Annotated in this window: 16 protein-coding genes, 1 tRNA gene and 1 pseudogene; 9 read left to right on the top strand and 9 right to left on the bottom strand. The window is 51.5% G+C overall.

Annotation, left to right across the window (positions count from 1 at the left end):
- Window positions 1-97: 97 nt before the first annotated feature.
- Together CUN67_RS02675 and CUN67_RS02670 are read right to left on the bottom strand one after the other, a co-directional pair.
- A complete protein-coding gene (locus tag CUN67_RS02675; protein ID WP_208713889.1) occupies window positions 98-370 on the bottom strand; it encodes a hypothetical protein in 273 nt (90 codons plus the stop codon).
- Window positions 348-869, bottom strand: coding sequence for a DUF2778 domain-containing protein (locus tag CUN67_RS02670; protein ID WP_208713888.1), 522 nt, complete (start codon window positions 867-869; stop codon window positions 348-350). Before CUN67_RS02670 ends, CUN67_RS02675 begins: the two co-directional genes overlap by 23 nt.
- A gap of 499 nt (window positions 870-1,368) precedes the next feature.
- Here CUN67_RS02670 and CUN67_RS02665 point away from each other — a divergent pair, with 499 nt between their 5' ends.
- From CUN67_RS02665 to CUN67_RS30245, 3 genes are all read left to right on the top strand, one after another.
- Window positions 1,369-4,572: an Eco57I restriction-modification methylase domain-containing protein gene (locus CUN67_RS02665; protein WP_208713887.1), complete on the top strand. Its 3,204-nt coding sequence runs from the start codon at window positions 1,369-1,371 to the stop codon at window positions 4,570-4,572.
- A gap of 300 nt (window positions 4,573-4,872) precedes the next feature.
- Window positions 4,873-4,980: a hypothetical protein gene (locus CUN67_RS30250; protein WP_368389656.1), complete on the top strand. Its 108-nt coding sequence runs from the start codon at window positions 4,873-4,875 to the stop codon at window positions 4,978-4,980.
- A complete protein-coding gene (locus CUN67_RS30245; RefSeq protein WP_217621300.1) occupies window positions 4,968-5,201 on the top strand; it encodes a hypothetical protein in 234 nt (77 codons plus the stop codon). The genes CUN67_RS30250 and CUN67_RS30245 overlap by 13 nt, the downstream gene beginning before the upstream one ends.
- Window positions 5,202-5,542: 341 nt before the next feature.
- On the opposite strand, the pseudogene CUN67_RS30330 reads toward CUN67_RS30245, so the two are convergent.
- Both CUN67_RS30330 and CUN67_RS02655 read right to left on the bottom strand, forming a co-directional pair.
- Window positions 5,543-5,647 (bottom strand): annotated as a pseudogene (locus CUN67_RS30330) (Arm DNA-binding domain-containing protein); the annotation flags it as partial.
- Window positions 5,648-5,835: 188 nt separating this feature from the next.
- Window positions 5,836-5,920, bottom strand: a tRNA-Leu gene (locus CUN67_RS02655).
- 240 nt (window positions 5,921-6,160) lie between these two features.
- On the opposite strand from CUN67_RS02655, the gene CUN67_RS02650 reads away from it, so the two are divergent.
- From CUN67_RS02650 to CUN67_RS02640, 3 genes are all read left to right on the top strand, one after another.
- Entirely contained in the window at window positions 6,161-6,670 is a 510-nt protein-coding gene (locus CUN67_RS02650) for a DUF2501 domain-containing protein (protein WP_208713886.1), read from the top strand.
- A gap of 184 nt (window positions 6,671-6,854) precedes the next feature.
- The gene (locus CUN67_RS02645; RefSeq protein WP_208713885.1) at window positions 6,855-7,490 is read left to right on the top strand and encodes a hypothetical protein; all 636 of its coding nucleotides are present in this window, start codon (window positions 6,855-6,857) and stop codon (window positions 7,488-7,490) included.
- Between the two features lie 92 nt (window positions 7,491-7,582).
- On the top strand, window positions 7,583-8,260 hold the full coding sequence (locus tag CUN67_RS02640; RefSeq protein WP_208713884.1) for a MarC family NAAT transporter: 678 nt from the start codon (window positions 7,583-7,585) through the stop codon (window positions 8,258-8,260).
- 37 nt (window positions 8,261-8,297) lie between these two features.
- On the opposite strand, the gene CUN67_RS02635 is transcribed toward CUN67_RS02640, so the two are convergent.
- From CUN67_RS02635 to CUN67_RS02625, 3 genes are read right to left on the bottom strand one after another with little or no spacing between them, the layout of a single operon-like run.
- A complete protein-coding gene (locus CUN67_RS02635; RefSeq protein ID WP_208713883.1) occupies window positions 8,298-9,548 on the bottom strand; it encodes a c-type cytochrome in 1,251 nt (416 codons plus the stop codon).
- A gap of 4 nt (window positions 9,549-9,552) precedes the next feature.
- Window positions 9,553-11,322 carry a GMC family oxidoreductase gene (locus CUN67_RS02630; protein ID WP_208713882.1) on the bottom strand — a complete coding sequence of 590 codons (1,770 nt, stop codon included), beginning with the start codon at window positions 11,320-11,322 and terminating at the stop codon, window positions 9,553-9,555.
- Window positions 11,323-11,358: 36 nt separating this feature from the next.
- The gene (locus tag CUN67_RS02625; protein WP_208713881.1) at window positions 11,359-12,090 is read right to left on the bottom strand and encodes a gluconate 2-dehydrogenase subunit 3 family protein; all 732 of its coding nucleotides are present in this window, start codon (window positions 12,088-12,090) and stop codon (window positions 11,359-11,361) included.
- A gap of 532 nt (window positions 12,091-12,622) precedes the next feature.
- Between CUN67_RS02625 and CUN67_RS02620 the strand changes: the two genes are divergently transcribed.
- The 3 genes from CUN67_RS02620 (at window position 12,623) to CUN67_RS02610 (ending at window position 17,070) form a co-directional block, all read left to right on the top strand.
- Entirely contained in the window at window positions 12,623-14,194 is a 1,572-nt protein-coding gene (locus CUN67_RS02620) for an ABC transporter substrate-binding protein (protein ID WP_208713880.1), read from the top strand.
- Window positions 14,195-14,273: 79 nt separating this feature from the next.
- Window positions 14,274-15,776, top strand: coding sequence for a helicase HerA-like C-terminal domain-containing protein (locus CUN67_RS02615; RefSeq protein ID WP_208713879.1), 1,503 nt, complete (start codon window positions 14,274-14,276; stop codon window positions 15,774-15,776).
- 10 nt (window positions 15,777-15,786) lie between these two features.
- The gene (locus CUN67_RS02610; RefSeq protein WP_208713878.1) at window positions 15,787-17,070 is read left to right on the top strand and encodes a DUF445 domain-containing protein; all 1,284 of its coding nucleotides are present in this window, start codon (window positions 15,787-15,789) and stop codon (window positions 17,068-17,070) included.
- Window positions 17,071-17,156: 86 nt separating this feature from the next.
- Here the strand turns inward: CUN67_RS02610 and lptG are convergent, their stop codons facing one another.
- The gene (gene lptG / locus CUN67_RS02605; protein ID WP_208713877.1) at window positions 17,157-18,233 is read right to left on the bottom strand and encodes an LPS export ABC transporter permease LptG; all 1,077 of its coding nucleotides are present in this window, start codon (window positions 18,231-18,233) and stop codon (window positions 17,157-17,159) included.
- Entirely contained in the window at window positions 18,233-19,333 is a 1,101-nt protein-coding gene (gene lptF, locus CUN67_RS02600; RefSeq protein WP_208713876.1) for an LPS export ABC transporter permease LptF, read from the bottom strand. Before lptF ends, lptG begins: the two co-directional genes overlap by 1 nt.
- Window positions 19,334-19,502: the final 169 nt, after the last annotated feature.

Below are 19,502 nucleotides of genomic sequence, written 5' to 3'. Positions count from 1 at the left end.
TCGCATAATAAGATTAATAATCACCCAGTGAACGAATATATATATTAAGTACTGGTTACCTGGAACATGACCAGATAACCAGAGTTACAGGTAAGTTTTACCGATGATGAATAGCTCTTCTGATTAGAACAAAAATTAATGCCGCAACAATAAAAGGAATTCCAAAGATCACCCACAGTCCAGCTGGATCGAGTTCTCCGTCCGCTAATGCCATGCCTGTGGCATTCAGAACATCATCAAGCCTGTAAGATAATTTCTCAATTACTCCCCACACTGGGTGAACAAAGAAAACAACGGCAAGACATATCAGATAGATCACCAGAAATAAAATGAAAGTACGCACACTCTTACTTGATTGTGCAATTGTCATAATCCGTTCTCCCTTTCACCTCTACACGTCCATAAGCTTTGACTCCGGGTTTAACCTGAATCATTGGCGTTGCAAGTAATGTCCTTCGCAGGAGTTCAAATTGAGACATATGGTAAAAAGTTATGCATCCCCATGACTCTCCACCACCATCGGGGCGCAGAGGATGAAGCCTGAAGCCACCTCTTTCCACACCGTGAACAAACAGCTGATCACTCATCGTGGTATCACTATATAACCCAAACCATTGGCTATGATCAGTTCCATTCTGCCAATCTTTGATGGCACTTAACACCTGGTTCGCGAAACTGCCAACCGGACGCGGGACAATCCAGTAAGTAACAGGCGGTAACGCAGCTTTGTTTTTATAAGCACATTCAGCAATGTTTGTTGTTGGATTCTCACCCGAGAAAACGTCAAAGGTGCCAACTCCGTAGCAAAGTAGTTTAACGGTTTTGCCGTCTGAACTGACTTCATTGTAATCCATTTCACATTGGATCATCCGTTATCCTCCATCCTTAGGGAACGCATACCTTACTGAGCGGATTTTAACCAGTCCACTTTTTATAATAGGTTTTGTGAGTCAAGCCTCATGACAGCATGTGGTACCTAACTTATTCATTACATGAAAATATTCAGCTTGCATCAGTTTGAAAGCACTAATGTTCTCTCCCGATTTCTACCCATTTACTAAAAATCGATGATTTATGGCTCGGGTAAACACCACTGCAAAACCCGGCCCTTTAATGGTAGAGCCTGGATTTCTAATATTAGGCTTTCCTATCCTCTACGGCGTCATCTCGACATTGAACTTTTAGACAACACACCAGTTGCTTGACCTCGTTGCCAACTGTCTCCCTGCCTTTCCACTGGCAATTCATCCCAGTAGCCTGCCCATTACTAGCCGCTGAAATGCAAAAACAATAAATCTTGAAGCGGCACCTTATAGAGATCATAATGCTTGGTTGCACACTTTTTTCCTTGCTACCAGGTCCCTTTACATGAAGCAATCCGCTTACAACTCCATTCAAGAAAAACGTCTTCAACCATGGAAGGGTGAAGAAGAAGTCCGGTTTGCTTGGAACAAAGCTCTAGAAGACGCAACTGGATTGCATCTTTTTGCCGAGCGTGATCGCAACGATGCAAGTTACAATCACGTTATCATTGAATACAAAGCACCCGGGTATTTTAAAGGTAAGAAAGACAGCCCGGCATTCCTGAATGCTACTAAAGAGAGACTGCTACCCTATATATTAAAGAAAGCAGCAGAGACTAAAATACCAGAATCAGATTTCATCGGGATCGCTATAGATGGAGAACATATTTGTTTTGCACAAGTTATTGATGGTGATATCAATACTCAGCACTTGATGCCATTTTCTCCCGAATCCGTAGAAATGGTAGTTGATGCTCTGCGTTCAGATACACGTAAAGGACTTACCACTGAAAACTTACTTGCCGATTTTGGTCATGGCTCTGCTAACGCTCGAGCTTTCATGCAACAACTCTCCGATGGACTTGCTCAACAACTCACCATCGATGGGAATAACAAACTAAAGATGCTTTTTGCCGAATGGCGCACTTTGTACGGCCAGGTTGCAGACCTCTCTATAGTCCAAGCTGAAGCCATTACAAAAGAACTGAAATTTACTTGGTCTGGATCCCCATCGGATTCTATCTCTGCACGGCTCTTTGTTCTTCATACCTATAACTCAATGCTGATCAAACTGTTGGCTGCTGAAATAATCTCAGCACATGGGCTAACATCAACAGAACAGCCAGCTCAAAGCATGGCTGCATTGAAGAATGACGCTCAGATACTTGAGTTTCTCGGTTCGGCTATAGAACGCTCCACGATTTTCCAGGAAGCGGGAATTAATGGCTTCGTTGAGGAAGCCATTTTCAGTTGGTATCTCGATATAGCCAGCCTGAATACGGTCCCAGAGTTACTTCCAACTTTAAGGCGTTTACTTTCAGTCTTGTCGCTATATCGTCTTGACCAGCTGTCCCAAACACGCGATGTATTGCGTGATCTGTATCAGGGATTGGTTCCGGGTAAATTACGTCAGAGCTTGGGTGAGTTTTATACACCTGACTGGCTGGTTGACTTCACCCTGAATAAGGTCAACGATCCGAGCCTTATAACTAAAAGAGTCCTTGATCCAACTTGTGGATCAGGAGCTTTCTTGCTGGCTGTTATTCGCAAGAAGCGTCAATTGGCAAAAGAGAAAAATCTCAGTGCCAAGGAAACATTGAAACTTATCTGTGGCACCGTATGGGGTTTCGATCTCAATCCATTGGCTGTACAAACAGCAAGGGTGAACTTTCTTATCGAAGTCGCCGACCTATTATCGCAATGCCCAGGCCAAGAGTTGGAAGTCCCGGTTCTAATGGCCGATGCGATATATTCTCCAGCATCCTCACCCGAAACGACTGAACCCATCATTCAGTATCGCATTGGCAGCCAGTTTGCGAAGCTTGATATTCACTTACCAGCAGCGCTGGCACTTGATCGCATCAGCCTTGATGTTATGTTTAATCGCATGGGTAAAGATGTTGAGATGGGGTTAGATTTTGACGAGTCCATGGATAAGGTAAGGAAAGGACATTACTTTTCTGAAGATCTGCTTAAAGAATGGGATGCCCCACTGCGTTACACGTATGATCAGATTCTGAATCTGCATCGCCAGAACTGGAATGGAATATGGTTCAGGATTGTCAGAAACTTTTTCTGGTCGGCCACCGCTGGGAAATTCGACTTAGTCATCGGTAATCCACCATGGGTTAGATGGTCGAAATTACCAGATTTATATCGTGAGCGTGTGAAACCCACCTGTGAGCAATATGGGATTTTCTCGAAAACTCGAATGCATGGCGGTAATGAGCTCGATATTTCTGCAATGATTACCTATACAGTCGCAGACAAATGGCTTAATACCGGTGGACATCTAGCATTCGTCATCACAGGCACATTGTTTAAAAATCCTTCCTCCGCGGGCTTTAGAACATTCAAAATCGAGCCTTCACGCGAGGATTCGTTATACCTGCAGCCAATATCAGTGGATGACATGAAAGGTCTCAAGCCTTTCGAGGATGCCAGTAACCACACTACAGTTGCTATATTCGAAAAGTCAGAAACTGCGCCAGAATATCCCATTTCATATCGGGTTTGGGCCCCCTGTGCCGGTCAAAAGCGGGCTATAAAATCTTCGCAGACTCTTGAAGCGGTCATAGACAGTATCCGCTATGAAGAAAAAGAAGCCTTTCCTGTTGATGAAGCAGGCTCACCATGGGCGATATTAGTGCCAGACCGATTTGAATCGATTAAATATCTGTCTCGTCAATGCTCATGGACCAAGGGCAGGAAAGGAATTACAACCGATCTTAACGGGGTATTCTTCGTACCTATACTCAACGTGAACGAAACCCATGTTCAGATTAGAAGCCGGCCAGAAGCTGGTAAAAAGGAAATAGGACCGGTTAAACAGGCATGGGTAGAGCCTACAGATCTTTACCCTCTCATTAAAGGAGCTAGCGATTTTGAAGAGTGCTATCTCAAAATCAGCGCGCCTGATGTTGACAATAAAGACCGTCTTTTCACATTTGTGCCCAATACGGGAATATCAATTGCCGATTATGCTGAAGCAGAAGAGCGCCTAAACAAGCATGAGATGAGAAAAACCGCAGCTTGGTTCGATTCATATGAACCTCTTCTGCAGGCACGTTCGACTTATCGTAGGCAAATGAAAGGTGCACCTTTCCATGCCGTTTATAATGTCGGTGAGTACACATTTAAGCCTTGGAAGGTCATCTGGCCCGAAATGTCTTCATCATTCTATGCCGCAGTAGCTGGAAGCAATGATGTTCCCTTGGTAGGCACTCGTCCTTACATACCTGATCATAAAGTTTATTTTTCAGCTTTTGATGATAAAGAAACAGCTTACTACCTATGCGGGCTTCTAAACTCCCAAACTGTTCAGGAATGGATTGATGCACACAATGTTTCTATTCAGGTTGCTGATGTATTCAAACACTTAGATTTACCTGAGTTTCGAAACGATGACCGTCGGCATATCGCTCTAGCAGAAAAAGTAATGTCTGCTCACCAAGAGCATAATAGAGAGGGACGTAAATTTATCGTGGAAGAAGCAAAACAATTGGCTGAAGAAATATTGACAAGATGGAGTAAACAACTTCCTAGCTAATTCCCTTACCTGTATAGATCGAATTTAATCACATACCTATAGTCAAAACGCCGTATTGAGGCGTTTTGACTACCTTACCCACTCTCCGTTGATAAGTATATTGCGATATTAGCGATTCTCCCTTCAGAGCCAGCAGTCGAAAATACGCTCTACATTGATGTTCATCTTTTAGACAAGTATTGTAGTCTCATATTTTAAATATGAGGTCATGCAATGAAATAGCTCCTCACATCAAAGCAAGTTAAAGCCGCCAGAGCTCTTCTTGCTTGGTCCCAACAAGAACTCGCATTCAAGGCCAATGTGGCGACATCAACACTTGCGGATTTTAAGCGGGGTTTCCGTACACCAATAGCAAATAATTCCCAAGCGATCCGCGATGCTCTAGAAGCTAGAGTTTGCAGTTTATAGCTGGTGGCGTATTTGAAAGGGACATGTTGCAGCCATCTGAAAATGTCAGACCAGATTCTGTGATACGCTGGATTAATGCAACTCACCTTTCAAAATGGGGTGAACGGCAAGATGGTCAGAGCGGTATTCCTGAATTATTACGGCGTTTAATTTTTGCAACGGTAGGCCCTGCTGCAAAAGTTCATTTCCCATCAGATGAGAGTGTTCAATATTCTGGCTGAGATGATGAGTGTAGAACGAGTTTAGGTTTAGGTTTTGTTCCTGAAGGTGATTCTATTTGGGAAATTGGTGCTCAACGTGCTTCTATCCGCGCTAAGGCAAAAGAAGTTTTTAATAAAAGATCAGAAAATACACTCGGGTATCGTCCAGCAAAACAACATATATATTTGTTTCTCCACAACGTTTTCCCGGTAAAAATACATGAGTTGAGGAGAAAAAAACTCTCAATATTTGGCTGAATGTCTGTGCGATTGACGCTGATGACCTTGTTCATTGTGCTCTAACTGGGATCGACGCCGTTAACTAACTACTTACGTGCTGATAAGTGCCAGCGAAACTTCAGGGGGGATTTCCCCAACGCCAGCTTCTTCTCTTTACCATCGAAGCGAAAACGTAGCCGCCAGTATTTCGAACCGTCAGGGTGAACCAGCAAAACCATCCCATAACCATGATGAGTATCCTTTCAAAGGTTTCGTTTGGGTACAAACATTATCTAACCGGAATATCCCCCGCAGATGTCCCCATGTCAGCAAGTTGGTGTAAATTGAATCAGGTAGAAAAAATCACGAAAAGCCTTGTATGGCACGGATTCCAGACACAAAAAAAGCCGCTCGTAAGCGACTTGATTGCATCGTATGGTGCCGAAGGCCGGACTCGAACCGGCACGTATTTCTACGGTTGATTTTGAATCAACTGCGTCTACCGATTTCGCCACTTCGGCACTGAAGAGGATGCGGAAAACGTTGGGGATTATACCGTTACAGACAAGGCACGCAACCGGAATCAATGGGAGTGTGCGCCAAGCGTTGAAAAAAGCAGCGTTTCCCTTCTTCCGCCCCCGCACCCGGCGTTAAAACCCAGAACAATCTCAATCTCCCCTGCATCCTGGAACTTTCTTAGGTCTGCCCTTTCTTAAGCAAAACTGACATCAGTCAGCCATTAAAGAAAAAATGAGGTTGAGATGAATACAACAACACAACGTGTGATTTGGGGATTGGGTATGGCGGCGGCGCTGGTTGCTGGTAGCGCATCGGCGGCGAGCTGGCAGGATCAACTGAGCAGCGCAGCATCACAGCTGAGCCAGCAGAATAGCACCACCACCAGCGGTGCGCAGACTGGCGGAATGTCGCTCTCCTCCATCACCGGCCTGTTGAACGGCGGTGATAAAGCGGTGAGCGCCAATAGCATGACCAATGCTGCCGGTGTGATGCAGTATTGCGTTGAGCACAACGTGGTGAAAAACAACGTGCAGTCAGTTAAAGATCAGGTATTGGGCAAACTCGGCCTGAACGACACCACCGCACAGGAGCAGAAAACCGATTATCAACAGGGATTACAGGGCTTGCTGAACACCGGTAACGGCCAGCAGCTCGACCTGGCCAGCCTGAGCAATTCCACCATGGGCGAGAAACTGAAAACCAAAGCCTGCGACGTGGTGCTGAAGCAGGGTAAAAAATATATCGGCATGTAATTGATTCCGGGGCGGCGCGAGGCGCACAGGCAAGCTGTCCCTTGCCTGTGGGTTTATCGCGCTGTCCCTCTCCCCGGCAAAATCGCACGTCCGTGCTGCCTGTCACGTCCTTCCCTTGCGCTGTGATTTCCCCGCAACATCATTAACGCTATAGTGGCGTTTTGGATCACATAGGACAGCGCGCATGAAAGGCATCAACATTGCGATTTACTTCGATCCCGACCTGATTCGTATTAGCGTACATCAGCAGGACGGCAGCTACCTGAACCACAACTTCAATTACGAAGACAGCGTAATCGAAGAGATTTACCAGTGGCTGGAGCAGTTCACCCCTAATCGCACCCATATTTGCCTGATTGAGCATGACACCGCCGATATCCTGGCGGATGAACTGGTGGATAACGGTTATCACGTCCATCAGGTGAGCCAGCATGATTTACTGGACTGGTTTGCCAGCGAACCGCCCTCAACGCCAGATGGCTCACCAGTGCGCGCTCTGCTGCGTTATCTGGAGGAGGAAAAGCCAGAGGAATACCAGTCACGCACGCCACAAATTGAAGCATTAATGGATATGCTGGATGAGCTGGACGATCTCGAAGCGGTGGAAGAAGCCGAAGATGAAGACAGCCTGCCTGATGATGTCCTGCGCCTGATGAAGCAGAAAAAAATCAGCGCCAACGATGCGGCGCAGCGGCTGATCCCGGATGTGAACGAGCGTATTCGCGAACATCTGATCCAATATCCGGACCTGATGACGCCCGAGCTGCTGGAAGACTTTTTCCCCGAGCTGATTGAAGCGCTGGATCGTCCGAAACACTAACCACACGCCCGCGCAAGATTTGCCACGTTGTCTCCGTAAACTGTGCCACGCGCTGATATGTTATCGGCGCGTCTACATCAGAAGGAATCGACATGCTGGAACTTTTCAAAGCCATTGGCCTTGGGCTGGTGGTTATTCTGCCCCTTGCCAATCCACTCACCACCGTCGCGCTGTTCCTGGGCCTCGCTGGCGATATGAATTTTCAGGAACGCAACCGCCAGGCCATGCAGGCCTCCATCTACGTTTTCCTGATTATGATGGTGGCCTGGTATGCCGGTACGGCGGTACTCCACACCTTTGGTATCTCCATCCCCGGCCTGCGTATGGCGGGTGGGCTGATAGTGGCCTTTATCGGCTTTCGTATGTTGTTTCCCGCCAAACCAGTTGGCCATTCGGTGGAAGCGGAGCATAAGCACGACGAGATGGAATCCAGTGATAACCAACGTGAAAGCGTGAATATCGCTTTTGTGCCGCTGGCAATGCCCAGCACGGCTGGTCCGGGAACCATCGCGATGATCATCAGCTCGGCGTCAACGATACGCAGCGGCGTTGATTTCCCCGGCTGGGTGATCGCCGTGGCACCGGTGATGATCTTCTTTTTAGTTTCGGTGATTTTGTGGATATCGCTGCGCAGCTCTGGCGCGATTATGAAGCTGGTGGGGAAAGGCGGTATTGAGGCGATTTCACGCCTGATGGGCTTCCTGCTGGTGTGTATGGGCGTGCAGTTTATTATCAACGGCGTGCTGGAAGTGATACATACCTATCATTAAAAAGGAGCGCATAAATGCGCTCCCTACATGCGAACAATTACTTCAATGACTTACGCACTTCAGTCACCTGATCTTTGGTGACTGCCGGTGCGTTGTTGCTCCAGCCCTGACGGATGAAGGTTGCCAGTTGCGCCACTTCATCATCGCTCAGACGATTAGCGAAGCCAGGCATCAACAACGTTGAGGCCGTCTTCTCTGTCGATGGCTGTTGCGCACCGGCCAGAATGGTGTGGATCAACCCGGTGGGATCTTTGGCATTCACGATAGTGGCCTGATCCAGTTCCGGGAACACACCCGGCGCACCTTTACCGGTGACAAAGTGGCAAGCACCACAGTTGTCGAGGTACAGACGCTCACCTTCTGACAGATTTTTCCCTGCCGTCAGCTTCGCTTCCGTCGCCTGCTGAGCCTGCACGTTATACGCCTGCAGCGGTGGATTCCCCCCCAGGAACTTCAGATAGGCCGCGATGGCTTTCAGGTCGGCATCGGTCATGTGCGAGCTGCTGTGCTCAATCACCGACTTCATCTCACCGCCCACTGCCGCTTTATCGTTACGGCCAGTTTGCAGGTAATCAACGATCTCCTGCTCACTCCAGCGCGGCAGGCCACGCAGGGACGGCACATCCCAGTTGTTCAGGCTGCCGCCTGCCAGGAACTGCGCATCGCTGCTGTCGAGCGCTTTCTCATTCATACCCAAGCCGCGCGGCGTATGGCAGCTGCCGCAGTGGCCTAGGCTCTCAACGATGTACGCGCCACGGTTCACCTCTTCCGATGCGCCACCAATGGGCTGGAACGGCTTATCAGAGGTGAACGCCCAGTTCCAGAAACGCATGCCCCAGCGCTGGCTGAACGGGAAGCTCAGTTTAGTTTCCGGCGGTTGCTCGGCACTCGGTTTCACGCCCTGCATAAAGTAGACATACAACGCGTGCATATCTTCATCGCTGATTTTGGCGTAATCCGGGTATGGCATCGCCGGGTAGAGACGCGAGCCATCCGGCAGCACGCCTTTACGCACCGCGTCGGAGAACTGCTGCTCGGTATAGTTACCGATACCGTGTTCTTTATCCGGCGTGATGTTGGTGGAGTAGATGGTGCCAAGATTCGACTCAATCGCCAGGCCACCGGCATAGTCCGGCTTACCCGCTACCGAGTGACAGGCCATACAGTCGCCGAGACGCGACAGGTATTCACCCTTCTTGATCAGTTGAGCATCATCTGCCGCGTGCGCCTGTACTGCGATACTTCCCAGCAGTACGGCATTAGCAATTAACAATGATTTTAATTTCATGCGCTTATGCCTGTACCAGTGGACCGGGGTTTTTCAGATACTGTTCTTTGATTGCCTGTGCCGCCATCAGGGTAATCGCACCGATGGTATCGGTCGGGTTCGCCTGGAAGTTCTGCGGGAAGGCATTTCCGCCCGGTACAAACACGTTATGCACGTCCCAGCTTTGCAGGTACTTGTTCAGCGCGGAGGTTCTCGGGTTATCACCCATCACCGCACCGCCCACGTTGTGGGTGGAAACGTATTTGGTCAGGTCAAAGTCAGCGCCCATTGGCAGGAAGCTCATGCTCATGCTATCCGGATTCAGTTCTTTGGCGATGTTGCCCACGATGCCTTTCAGATGCTGCTGGAGCTTCAACTCGTTCTCTTTCCAGTTGAAGGTCATACGCAGCAGCGGCAGGCCACGGTGGTCGGTGTAATGCGGGTCCAGATCCAGATAGATGTCACGATACGACTGGCAGGTCGTGGTGATGCTGATCTTCATCGAATGGTTGTACCACTGCTCCAGACCTTCCTTGTAGCCCATACCCCAGCTCGGCGTACCTTTCGGCAGCGAGGTAGCAATTGGCGTACCGGTCGCCTGTGAGCTGTGGATCTTGGCACCACCGAGGAAACCGAGACCAGGGCCATCGAAGTTACCCGGAGAGATGTCGTTAAACATCTGGCCAGTCGCACCCGCGGTAGCGAATGAGTTGAAGTTTTTGTCTTTGAAGAACAGGGTCGCGCCGCCGTTGGACAGGAACGCATAGTTACGCCCTACCACACCTTCTTCGGTGATCGGGTTGTACGGCTTACCAATGCCGGACAACAACATCAGACGCACGTTGTAGAGCTGGAAGCTGGAGAGCACCACGATCTTCGCTGGCTGGAACACTTCGTTGCCATCGACATCGTAGTAAATCACGCCTTTGGCGGTTTTCTTGTCATCATGCAGCACCACTTTCACCACTTCCGCGTGCACTTCGTAAGAGAAGTTCGGCATACGCTTCAGCGCATCCATCACGGCGGTTTGCGGTGAGGCTTTGGAGTAGTTCAGGCATGGATATTTCGAGCAATAACCGCAGTAGTTACAAGGCGCGATGGTATTGCCATAGGGGTTTTTCCACGCGCGTGACACGCAAGCGGATGGGTTCGGGAACGGATGATAGCCCAGTTTGGTAGCGGCTTCTTTGAACATCACGTTGTTCAGCGTGTCTTCCAGCGCTGGCAGCGGATAAGGCTCCGAGCGTGGACCTTCAAACGGGTCACCGCCTTCGAGGATCTGGCCGCGCAGGTTACCGGTGTTGCCGGACTGGCCGCAAATCAGCTCGAACTTGTAGTAATAAGGCTCGATCTCTTCCCAGGTGAACGGGAAGTCCATCACGCGCATATCTTCCTGCAGAACACCCGGCTTATACGCCTGATCGACATAGCTCTTCAGTTTGATATCGGTTGGCGTCGGACGAATCAATACCGCCGTCCAGTGCATACCCGCACCACCTACCCCGGTACCCGGTGCAAACGCACCCCATTTACGGGTCGGTAGCGCCGTTTGATCCATGTTGTAACGCACGGTGACCGCCACTTCTTTTGGCGTGGCAAATACCTTGTTACGCACGTTATAGGCGTATTCATCGGCCGGTTTCGGGTAGGCGAATTCGGGATAATCGCGCTCACCGCCGCGCTCCAGCGCGCGGACTTCCAGACCGGCCAGCGCCAGTTCGATGCTCATTAACGAGCCTGCCCAGCCGAGGCCGCAGACAACGACGTCGACTTCTTTTTTAGTAATCTGTGCCATGTTATTCCTGTCTCAAATACCTGATGCGAAACGCAATTACGCGCGCTCACCCATGATGCTGACCGGGCCAAGCGGGTACGGTACGTTGTGCTGTTTAACCCACTCGGTGAAGCTGGCGCGTGCGCCAGGGAAGCCGATGGCAATCCAGGCTTTCATGCCCTTGTTACCGCCGTACATCGGATCAGCGAGGTAGCCATGTTTGGTATCTGCAAGCAGTTGGCTAAAGAACTGGGAGGCTTTCAGGTTCGGCTCGCCCAATGCAGCGAAGTCGATACCATCATTCTTGTTAACTTTGGTGAGAACCGCGTCTTTCTCTTCCAGCGTCAGCTCGTGGAACGCTTTCTGATAGCTGCTCTGCGTCCACTGATTCACCAGTTTGATACCGGTGTGGTACATCTGCTGCGGCGTGAACGGGATCTGGTAACCCATGGTGGCGGGCGCATGCACGTCAAACGGACCCTGCATGTAGATTTCAGCGCCAAATTCCGGGCTGTGCAGCTGCTGGTCGATAAAGATCGGTACGTTCGTTTCCAGCGCGCCAGGTGCTTTGCCATTTCCCCCGGCGGGGATCAGGCGATCGGTGGCGGCAAGGATAAATTGCCACTCATCGGCGCTGAAAAAGATCGGTTTATAGTCGGCAAGTTCCGGTGCTGCCATTTCCGCAGCCTGCGCCGCAGTTAATCCCTTAAATACCAGGTCACTTAATGGCAAAGCCAAAAGCGACCCAAGCAGAAATTTACGTCTGGTGGTCGGTTTTTGTAGAAGCATGGCCTGACGACTCTCACTTGCTAAGAAAGATAATTATTTTTGTTAATGACTTAATTAATCGGTAAACAACGTGGCAATCTTAGGGATACAGATATTTCAAATTGTAAGAGTTAAATTAAGAATGTGTTTTGATGAGAAACCATCATGATGTTGAATTTTGGTTACAGGCTGGTAAAGGGCTTTCGAGGCGGGAATTTCCGATTTATCCGTACAAATGTCAGGTTTTTATTCAAATCGACTGTGCAAATGACCAAAACAATTTACGCATCGCAATAATACCGTCAATTAATCGATAAAAAGAAATCATACTTCCATACAAGAGAATTATTCTCATTAATAACATTCTATTTACTAAATAGAAACACCACCTACATATCTATTTCTGAAAAATGACAGACAGCGCACAAAATAAGCGAAATAATTGAACACCGAAACGAATTGTTAATTTTCGGCACAGCTCAGAACAAACCGGCATTTTGCCCTGGCGACCTCAGCGATAGAGTCATTTAATCAATCACTCAGGATAACCATAATGCGATCAATCGTTTTGTTACTGGCGCTAATGAGCAGCGCCTTTGCTTTGCAGGCGGCAACGCCGAAAGACACGCTGGTTGTGGCCGTGCCGCTCGACGGCATTATCAGCTTCGACCCCGCCGAAAGCTTTGAAACCATCAGCAACAGCGTCCAACGCAACCTGTATCAAACGCTGGTGGAGGCCGATCGCGATACGCCACAGAAGCTTGCCCCGCTGCTGGCCACTTCCTGGCAACCCGGCAGCGACCCGCACAGCCTGGTCTTTAACCTGAAACAGGGAGCACATTTCTCCAGCGGCAATCCGGTAACCGCCCAGGATGTGGTGTTCTCGCTCACCCGGGCAGTGCAGCTCAACAAAGCGCCGTCGTTTATCCTCGCTGAATTTGGCTGGACGCCGGACAATATCGCCGGACAATTTAAGGTGCTGAACGACCACCAGCTGGAAATTCAGTGGCCAGCGGCGATTGGTCAGGACCTGGCGCTGCGCCTGCTCACCGCGCCGGTGGCATCGATTGTCGATAGCAAAACGGTGCAGCAACATGCCAGCAATAACGACCTCGGCAACGGCTGGCTGCATACCCACTCTGCGGGTAGCGCCGCCTTTGTGATTCAGCAATACGTGCCGCAGCAGGCACTGGTGCTGAGCGCTAACGCTCAGGCCCAGCCGCAGCCCCATTTGCATCGTATCCTGCTGAAAGGCGTGGCCGATGCCGGGGCGCGTCGCCTGTTGATTCAGCAGGGCGATGTCGATGTGGCCTATCAGCTCGGCCCGGACCAGATCGCGGCACTGAAAAGCGATAAAAATTTGCGTATCGATGCCTTCCCCTCCAGCCTGGTGTACTACCTCGGTTTCAACACGCAAAACCCGGCACAGCCTGCGCTGGGGAATCCGGCCCTGTGGCAGGCGGCACGCTGGCTGGTGGATTATCACGCCATCGCCGATCAGCTGTTAAAAGGCCAATACAATATTCATCAGAGCTTCCTGCCGCAGGGGTTTGATGGCGCACTGGACAATCAGCCCTTCCATTACGATGTGGCAAAAGCGAAGCAGATCCTGCAACAAGGGGGGATTAAACCCGGCAGCCGCTTCACGCTGACGGTGATCAATCAGCCACCTTATATCGACGTCGCGCAGGCGTTACAGGCCAGCTTCGCCAAAGCGGACCTGCAAATTGAACTGCAACCGGTGGCGGAGTCGGAGTTGTGGAGCAAAATGCGCGGGCGTGATTTCCAGTCGATTTTTATCTACTGGGGGGCGGACTATGTGGATCCCAATACCAACGCCAGCGCCTTTGCGTATAACGTGCCGGGCGGATCGAAAACCCTCGCGTGGCGCGTTGGCTGGGACATCCCAGCGTTAAGCGCCAAAACCCGTGCCGCGGCCGGAGAAAGTGATGCCGCCAAACGCCGTCAGCTTTACACCGAATTGCAGCAGTCGTTGCAGCAGAACTCACCGTTTGTCATCACCCTGCAAGGAGCACAGCAGGTGGCGGTGCGCAACAATATCGACCATGTACAACAGGGGATCGGCGTCAGCCTGCTGTACTTCGACACCGTGCAGAAAAAGTAAACTGTCGCGTAGCGGTGCGATTTATCGCGCTGCTGCGCTATTCTTTCAGGCATAACCATTTGCCTGAAAGAGAAAAATCATGACCAGCCCGCTGCTGATTGCACAAACCCCGGAAGTGAAACTCCATCTGTTACCGCAGATGGCAAACCGCCACGGCCTGATTACCGGTGCAACCGGCACCGGTAAAACGGTCACGCTGCAAAAGCTGGCGGAGTCCTTCTCCTCCATTGGTGTGCCGGTCTTTATGGCAGATGTGAAAGGCGATCTGACCGGCGTGGCCGCGCAAGGTGAAGGCTCGGAAAAACTGCTGGCGCGCCTGGCGAAGATTGGCGTCACCGACTGGCAAGCACAGCGCAATCCGGTGATGCTGTGGGATATCTTCGGCGAGAAAGGCCATCCGGTGCGCGCGACGGTGTCGGATCTTGGTCCGCTGCTGCTGGCACGTCTGCTTAACCTTAATGAAGTTCAGAGTGGCGTGCTGCAAATCATCTTCCGCATCGCCGACGATCAGGGCTTGTTGCTGCTGGATTTCAAAGACCTGCGCGCCATGACGCAATATATCGGCGACAACGCCAAATCCTTCCAGACGCAATACGGCAACATCAACAGCGCATCAGTGGGTGCTATCCAGCGCGGTCTGCTGGCGCTGGAGCAGCAAGGTGCTGAACATTTCTTTGGCGAACCGATGCTGGATATCCGCGACTGGATGCGCTGCGACGACCAGGGCAACGGCTTTATCAACATCCTTTCCGCCGAAAAGCTCTACCAGATGCCCAAACTCTACGCGACCAGCCTGCTGTGGCTGCTGGCGGAGTTGTATGAACAATTGCCGGAGGCGGGCGATCTGGATAAACCGAAAATGGTGTTCTTCTTTGATGAGGCCCATCTGCTGTTCAATGACGCCCCTCCGGTGCTGCTGGAAAAAGTAGAACAGGTGATTCGCCTGATCCGCTCCAAAGGTGTCGGCGTGTATTTTGTTACGCAGAATCCTGGCGATATTCCCGACAGCGTACTGGGCCAGCTGGGGAACCGGGTACAGCATGCGCTGCGCGCCTTTACCCCTAAAGATCAGAAAGCGGTGAAAACCGCCGCCGACACCATGCGCGCTAATCCGGCGTTTAATACTGTCGAAGCCATTCACGCGCTGGGCACCGGTGAAGCCCTGATTTCCTTCCTGGATGAAAAAGGCAGCCCGTCGATTGTCGAACGTGCGATGGTGATTGCACCGGGTTCGCGTATGGGTCCTGTCAGCAGCGATGAACGTAACGGGCTGATCAACCATTCGCCGCTCTACGGCAAATACGATACTGAAGTTGACCGCGAATCCGCCTTTGAAATGCTGCAAAAAGGGTTTCAGGTTGCCACCGAACAAGCCAGTGCGCCGGAAGCCAAAGGGAATAGCGTGGCGGTCGATGACGGCATCCTCGGTGGTCTGAAAGATATTCTGTTTGGCAGCACCGGCCCACGCGGCGGCAAACGTGATGGCGTGGTACAAACCATGGCGAAAAGCGCCACACGACAAATCACCAATCAAATTATTCGCGGCGTGCTTGGCAGCCTGATGGGAGGTCGTCGTCGTTAGGGAGCGGTATATGGATAAACATCAACAACTCAAACGGAGCAAACGTCTGGCACTGTCGCTGCTGCTGATTGCCGCAGCGATTTTTGTCATCACGTTGTTTCTGCCGCCCAACTTCTGGGTAAGCGGCGTGAAGGCGATTGCGGAAGCGGCAATGGTGGGCGCACTGGCCGACTGGTTTGCAGTGGTGGCCCTGTTCCGCCGCGTACCGGTGCCGTTTATTTCGCGCCATACCGCGATTATTCCCCGCAACAAGGACCGTATCGGCGAAAACCTTGGGCGCTTTGTGCAGGAAAAATTCCTCGATACCGATTCGCTGCTGGCGCTGATTCGGCGTCACGATCCGTCACACATGCTGGCGCAGTGGCTGAATGCGCCGGGGAACGCCGATCGCATTGGTCGCCATCTGTTGCAGGTGATGCGTGGCTTTCTTGATCTCACCGACGACGCACGTATTCAGCAGTTTCTGCGTCGGGCGGTTCATCGCGCCCTCGACAAAGTGGATCTCACGCAATCCAGCGCGCTGCTGCTGGAGAGCCTGACCAAAAACAATCGTCACCAGGAGCTGCTTGATGCCGCGGTACAACAACTGCTGCGCCTGCTGCATAAACCGGGCACGCGGGAATTTATCGCCACGCAAATTGTTCGCTGGCTGAAACGCGAGCATCCGATCAAAGCCAAAATGCTGCCAACCGAGTGGCTCGGTGAGCACAGCGCTGATCTGGTAGCAAACGCGGTGGATTCGATTCTGGATGAAGTGGCGCTCGATCAGGGACACGAATTTCGCCTTGGTTTTAATCGCGCGGTGGAACGCTTGATTGTGAAGCTGAAGAACGATCCGGAAATGGTGGAACGTGCCGATGTCATCAAGAGCTGGTTAAAGGAAGATGAGTCGCTGAACCGTTATATCGGTGAGTTGTGGCAGGATCTGCGCGGCTGGCTGAAGGAGGATCTGAGCAGCGATAACTCGCGCGTGCAGGAACGGGTCCGGCTGGCGGCGTTGTGGCTGGGGGAAACGCTGACGGCCGATCAGGCGCTGCGCACCTCAATGAACCAGCATCTGGAAGACGCCGCGCGCAGCGTTGCTCCGGAGTTTGCACAGTTTCTGACGCGCCATATCAGCGACACGGTAAAAAGCTGGGATGCGCGTGAGATGTCGCAGCAGATTGAGTTGAACATTGGCCGTGATTTGCAGTTTATCCGCATCAACGGCACGCTGGTGGGCGGGTCGATTGGGCTGGGGTTGTATCTGCTGTCGCAGTTACCAGTGTTGATTGGGTATTTGTCGCTGAAATGATTTGGTGCGCATAAATGCGCACCCTACGCCTGTAGGGTCGGCATTAATGCCGACCAGGCCAATAATCGTTACGGAAGATGCAGCTATCAGCGCCGTTTAAACAGCAGGAACAGGCTGATCAGCAGGAACGCACCACTTGGCAGAATCGCGCCGAGAATCGGCGGGATACCATACACCAGGCTTAACGGGCCAAAAATCTGGTCCAGCACGTAGAACAGGAAGCCGAAGCTGATACCCGTTACCACACGCACCCCCATCGACACACTGCGCAATGGACCGAAGATAAACGACAGCGCCATCAGCATCATCACCGCCACAGAAAGTGGCTGGAAGATTTTACTCCACATATTCAGCTGATAACGACCGGCTTCCTGACCACTCTGCTTAAGATATTTGCTGTAGTTGTAGAGACCACGAATCGACAGCGCATCCGGATCCAGCGCCACTACGCCCAGCTTATCTGGCGTCAGGTTAGTTTTCCATTCGCCGCTCAGGCTCTGCGAACCGGTAATTTGCTTCGGATCTGTCAGGTCGGATTCATCGACCTGCGACAGCACCCAGAGCTTCTTCGCGTTATCCCAGGTGGCAGTCGCCGCATAGCGCACGCTCAGCAGACGACGTTGACCGTTGAAGTTGTAGATGCTGACGCCATCGATCTGGTTGTCGCCCTTGATGCGTTCGATATAGATAAAGCTGTGACCATCTTTCGCCCACAGGCCATTTTGCGTCGAGACCAGTGCACCGCCATACAGCTGCTGCGCACGGTAGTTACGCGCCATTTGCTCACCCTGCGGCGCAACAAACTCACCAATCGCCATGGTCAGCAACACCAGCGGAATCGCCGTTTTCATCACGGCCAGTGCCACCTGCATGCGGGTGAAACCCGATGCCTGCATCACCACCAGCTCACTACGCTGCGCCAGCGTTCCCAGACCCAGCAACGCGCCGAGCAGTGCCGCCATCGGGAAGAAAATCTCGATATCTTTTGGCACGCTAAGCAGGGTGTAGTAACCGGCATCCAGCGCGGTGTACACGCCCTGCCCGGTTTTACGCAGCTGATCAACAAACTTGATGATGCCCGACAGTGACACCAGCATGAACAACGTCATCATGATGGTGTTAAAGATGGTTTTACCGATGTAGCGGTCAAGTACCTTAAACATCACACTGACCCTCCACGGCTAAAACGGGCGCGGACGCGGCGCATGGGCACCGTATCCCACAGGTTCAGGCCAATCGCCAGTGCCAGATACGCGAAGTTAACCACCCACATCCAAATTGCCGGATCGAACTTGCCTTTTGCCGCATTCGACCGCAGCGAGCTTTGCAGCAGGAAGAAGATCAGATACAGCAGCATGGCAGGCAGCATCGACAGCACACGGCCCTGGCGCGGGTTCACGACGCTAAGCGGCACCACCATCAACGCCATCACCAGCACCGCAAACACCAGCGTCAGACGCCAGTTGAACTCGGCATTAAACGAAGGATCTTTGCTTTGCCACAGCGTGAGCATATCGGCCTGGCTGGAATCGTTAGGATCGAGCACCGCTTCTTTGTAACCCACCACCGCCTGATAATTGACGAAGTCGGTTATGCGGAAATCCCGCAGCATCGCGGTGCCTTCAAAGCGGGTGCCTTTATCCAGCGTCACCACCTGCGAGCCGTCCGGGCGTTGCTGCATATGGCCACTGTCGGCCAGCACCACTGAGGGGCGTGCATTGCCCTTCGGACGCAGCTGCGCGAGGAAGACATTGCCGAACTGATTGCCCTTCACGTCTTCAACGAACAACACCGCATTACCGTCGCTGGAAGTCTGGAATTGACCTGCCGCCAGCGCCGCCGCACCAGGGTTGGCTTTCGCGTTCTGCGTCACCTCATCCTGATAACGCGAGGACCAGGGACCCAGCCACACCACGTTGATGGTTGCCACGATGGAAGTGAGCAGCATCAGGATCATGGCTGCTTTCACCAGCACACTTTTACCCAGGCCGCAGGCATGCATCACCGTGATTTCACTTTCGGTGTACAGCCGCCCAAGGGTCATTAAAATCGCCAGAAACAGGCTTAGGGGCAGGATTAGTTGTGCCATTTCAGGCACGCCAAGTCCTAACAATGTCAGAACCAGGTTTGTCGGGATTTCGCCATCCACCGCAGCACCCAGAATCCTCACTAACTTCTGACAAAAGAAGATCAGTAGCAGGATGAACAGGATAGCCAGCTGGCTTTTGAGCGTTTCCCGAACCAGATATCTAATGATGATCACGCTTAGTACGCCTGTGATAACTTGTCTTTTTGCAGGAAAATCGCTAGTTTCAACGCTTATCAGCCATTTTTCTTCATCAATGGCCGTCATCGCAGCTAAAATAGTATGACAAACGCGTCCGGGTGGTGAAAAAACAACACATTGCCACCCTAACTCATTATGACCGCCG

Origin of the sequence: Pantoea cypripedii, from assembly GCF_011395035.1 — a bacterium.
GTDB classification, from domain to species: Bacteria; Pseudomonadota; Gammaproteobacteria; order Enterobacterales; family Enterobacteriaceae; genus Pantoea; species Pantoea cypripedii_A.
This window is presented reverse-complemented; position numbering and strand designations above follow the sequence as displayed.

Coding starts and splice junctions, on each gene's coding strand:
- CUN67_RS02610 (WP_208713878.1), top strand. CDS start 15,787: ATGGATAAACATCAACAACTCAAACGGAGCAAACGTCTGGCACTGTCG.
- lptG (WP_208713877.1), bottom strand. CDS start 18,233: ATGTTTAAGGTACTTGACCGCTACATCGGTAAAACCATCTTTAACACC.
- CUN67_RS02620 (WP_208713880.1), top strand. CDS start 12,623: ATGCGATCAATCGTTTTGTTACTGGCGCTAATGAGCAGCGCCTTTGCT.
- CUN67_RS02650 (WP_208713886.1), top strand. CDS start 6,161: ATGAATACAACAACACAACGTGTGATTTGGGGATTGGGTATGGCGGCG.
- CUN67_RS02625 (WP_208713881.1), bottom strand. CDS start 12,090: ATGCTTCTACAAAAACCGACCACCAGACGTAAATTTCTGCTTGGGTCG.
- CUN67_RS02675 (WP_208713889.1), bottom strand. CDS start 370: ATGACAATTGCACAATCAAGTAAGAGTGTGCGTACTTTCATTTTATTT.
- CUN67_RS02640 (WP_208713884.1), top strand. CDS start 7,583: ATGCTGGAACTTTTCAAAGCCATTGGCCTTGGGCTGGTGGTTATTCTG.
- CUN67_RS02615 (WP_208713879.1), top strand. CDS start 14,274: ATGACCAGCCCGCTGCTGATTGCACAAACCCCGGAAGTGAAACTCCAT.
- CUN67_RS02645 (WP_208713885.1), top strand. CDS start 6,855: ATGAAAGGCATCAACATTGCGATTTACTTCGATCCCGACCTGATTCGT.
- CUN67_RS02670 (WP_208713888.1), bottom strand. CDS start 869: ATGATCCAATGTGAAATGGATTACAATGAAGTCAGTTCAGACGGCAAA.
- CUN67_RS02630 (WP_208713882.1), bottom strand. CDS start 11,322: ATGGCACAGATTACTAAAAAAGAAGTCGACGTCGTTGTCTGCGGCCTC.
- CUN67_RS02665 (WP_208713887.1), top strand. CDS start 1,369: ATGAAGCAATCCGCTTACAACTCCATTCAAGAAAAACGTCTTCAACCA.
- CUN67_RS02635 (WP_208713883.1), bottom strand. CDS start 9,548: ATGAAATTAAAATCATTGTTAATTGCTAATGCCGTACTGCTGGGAAGT.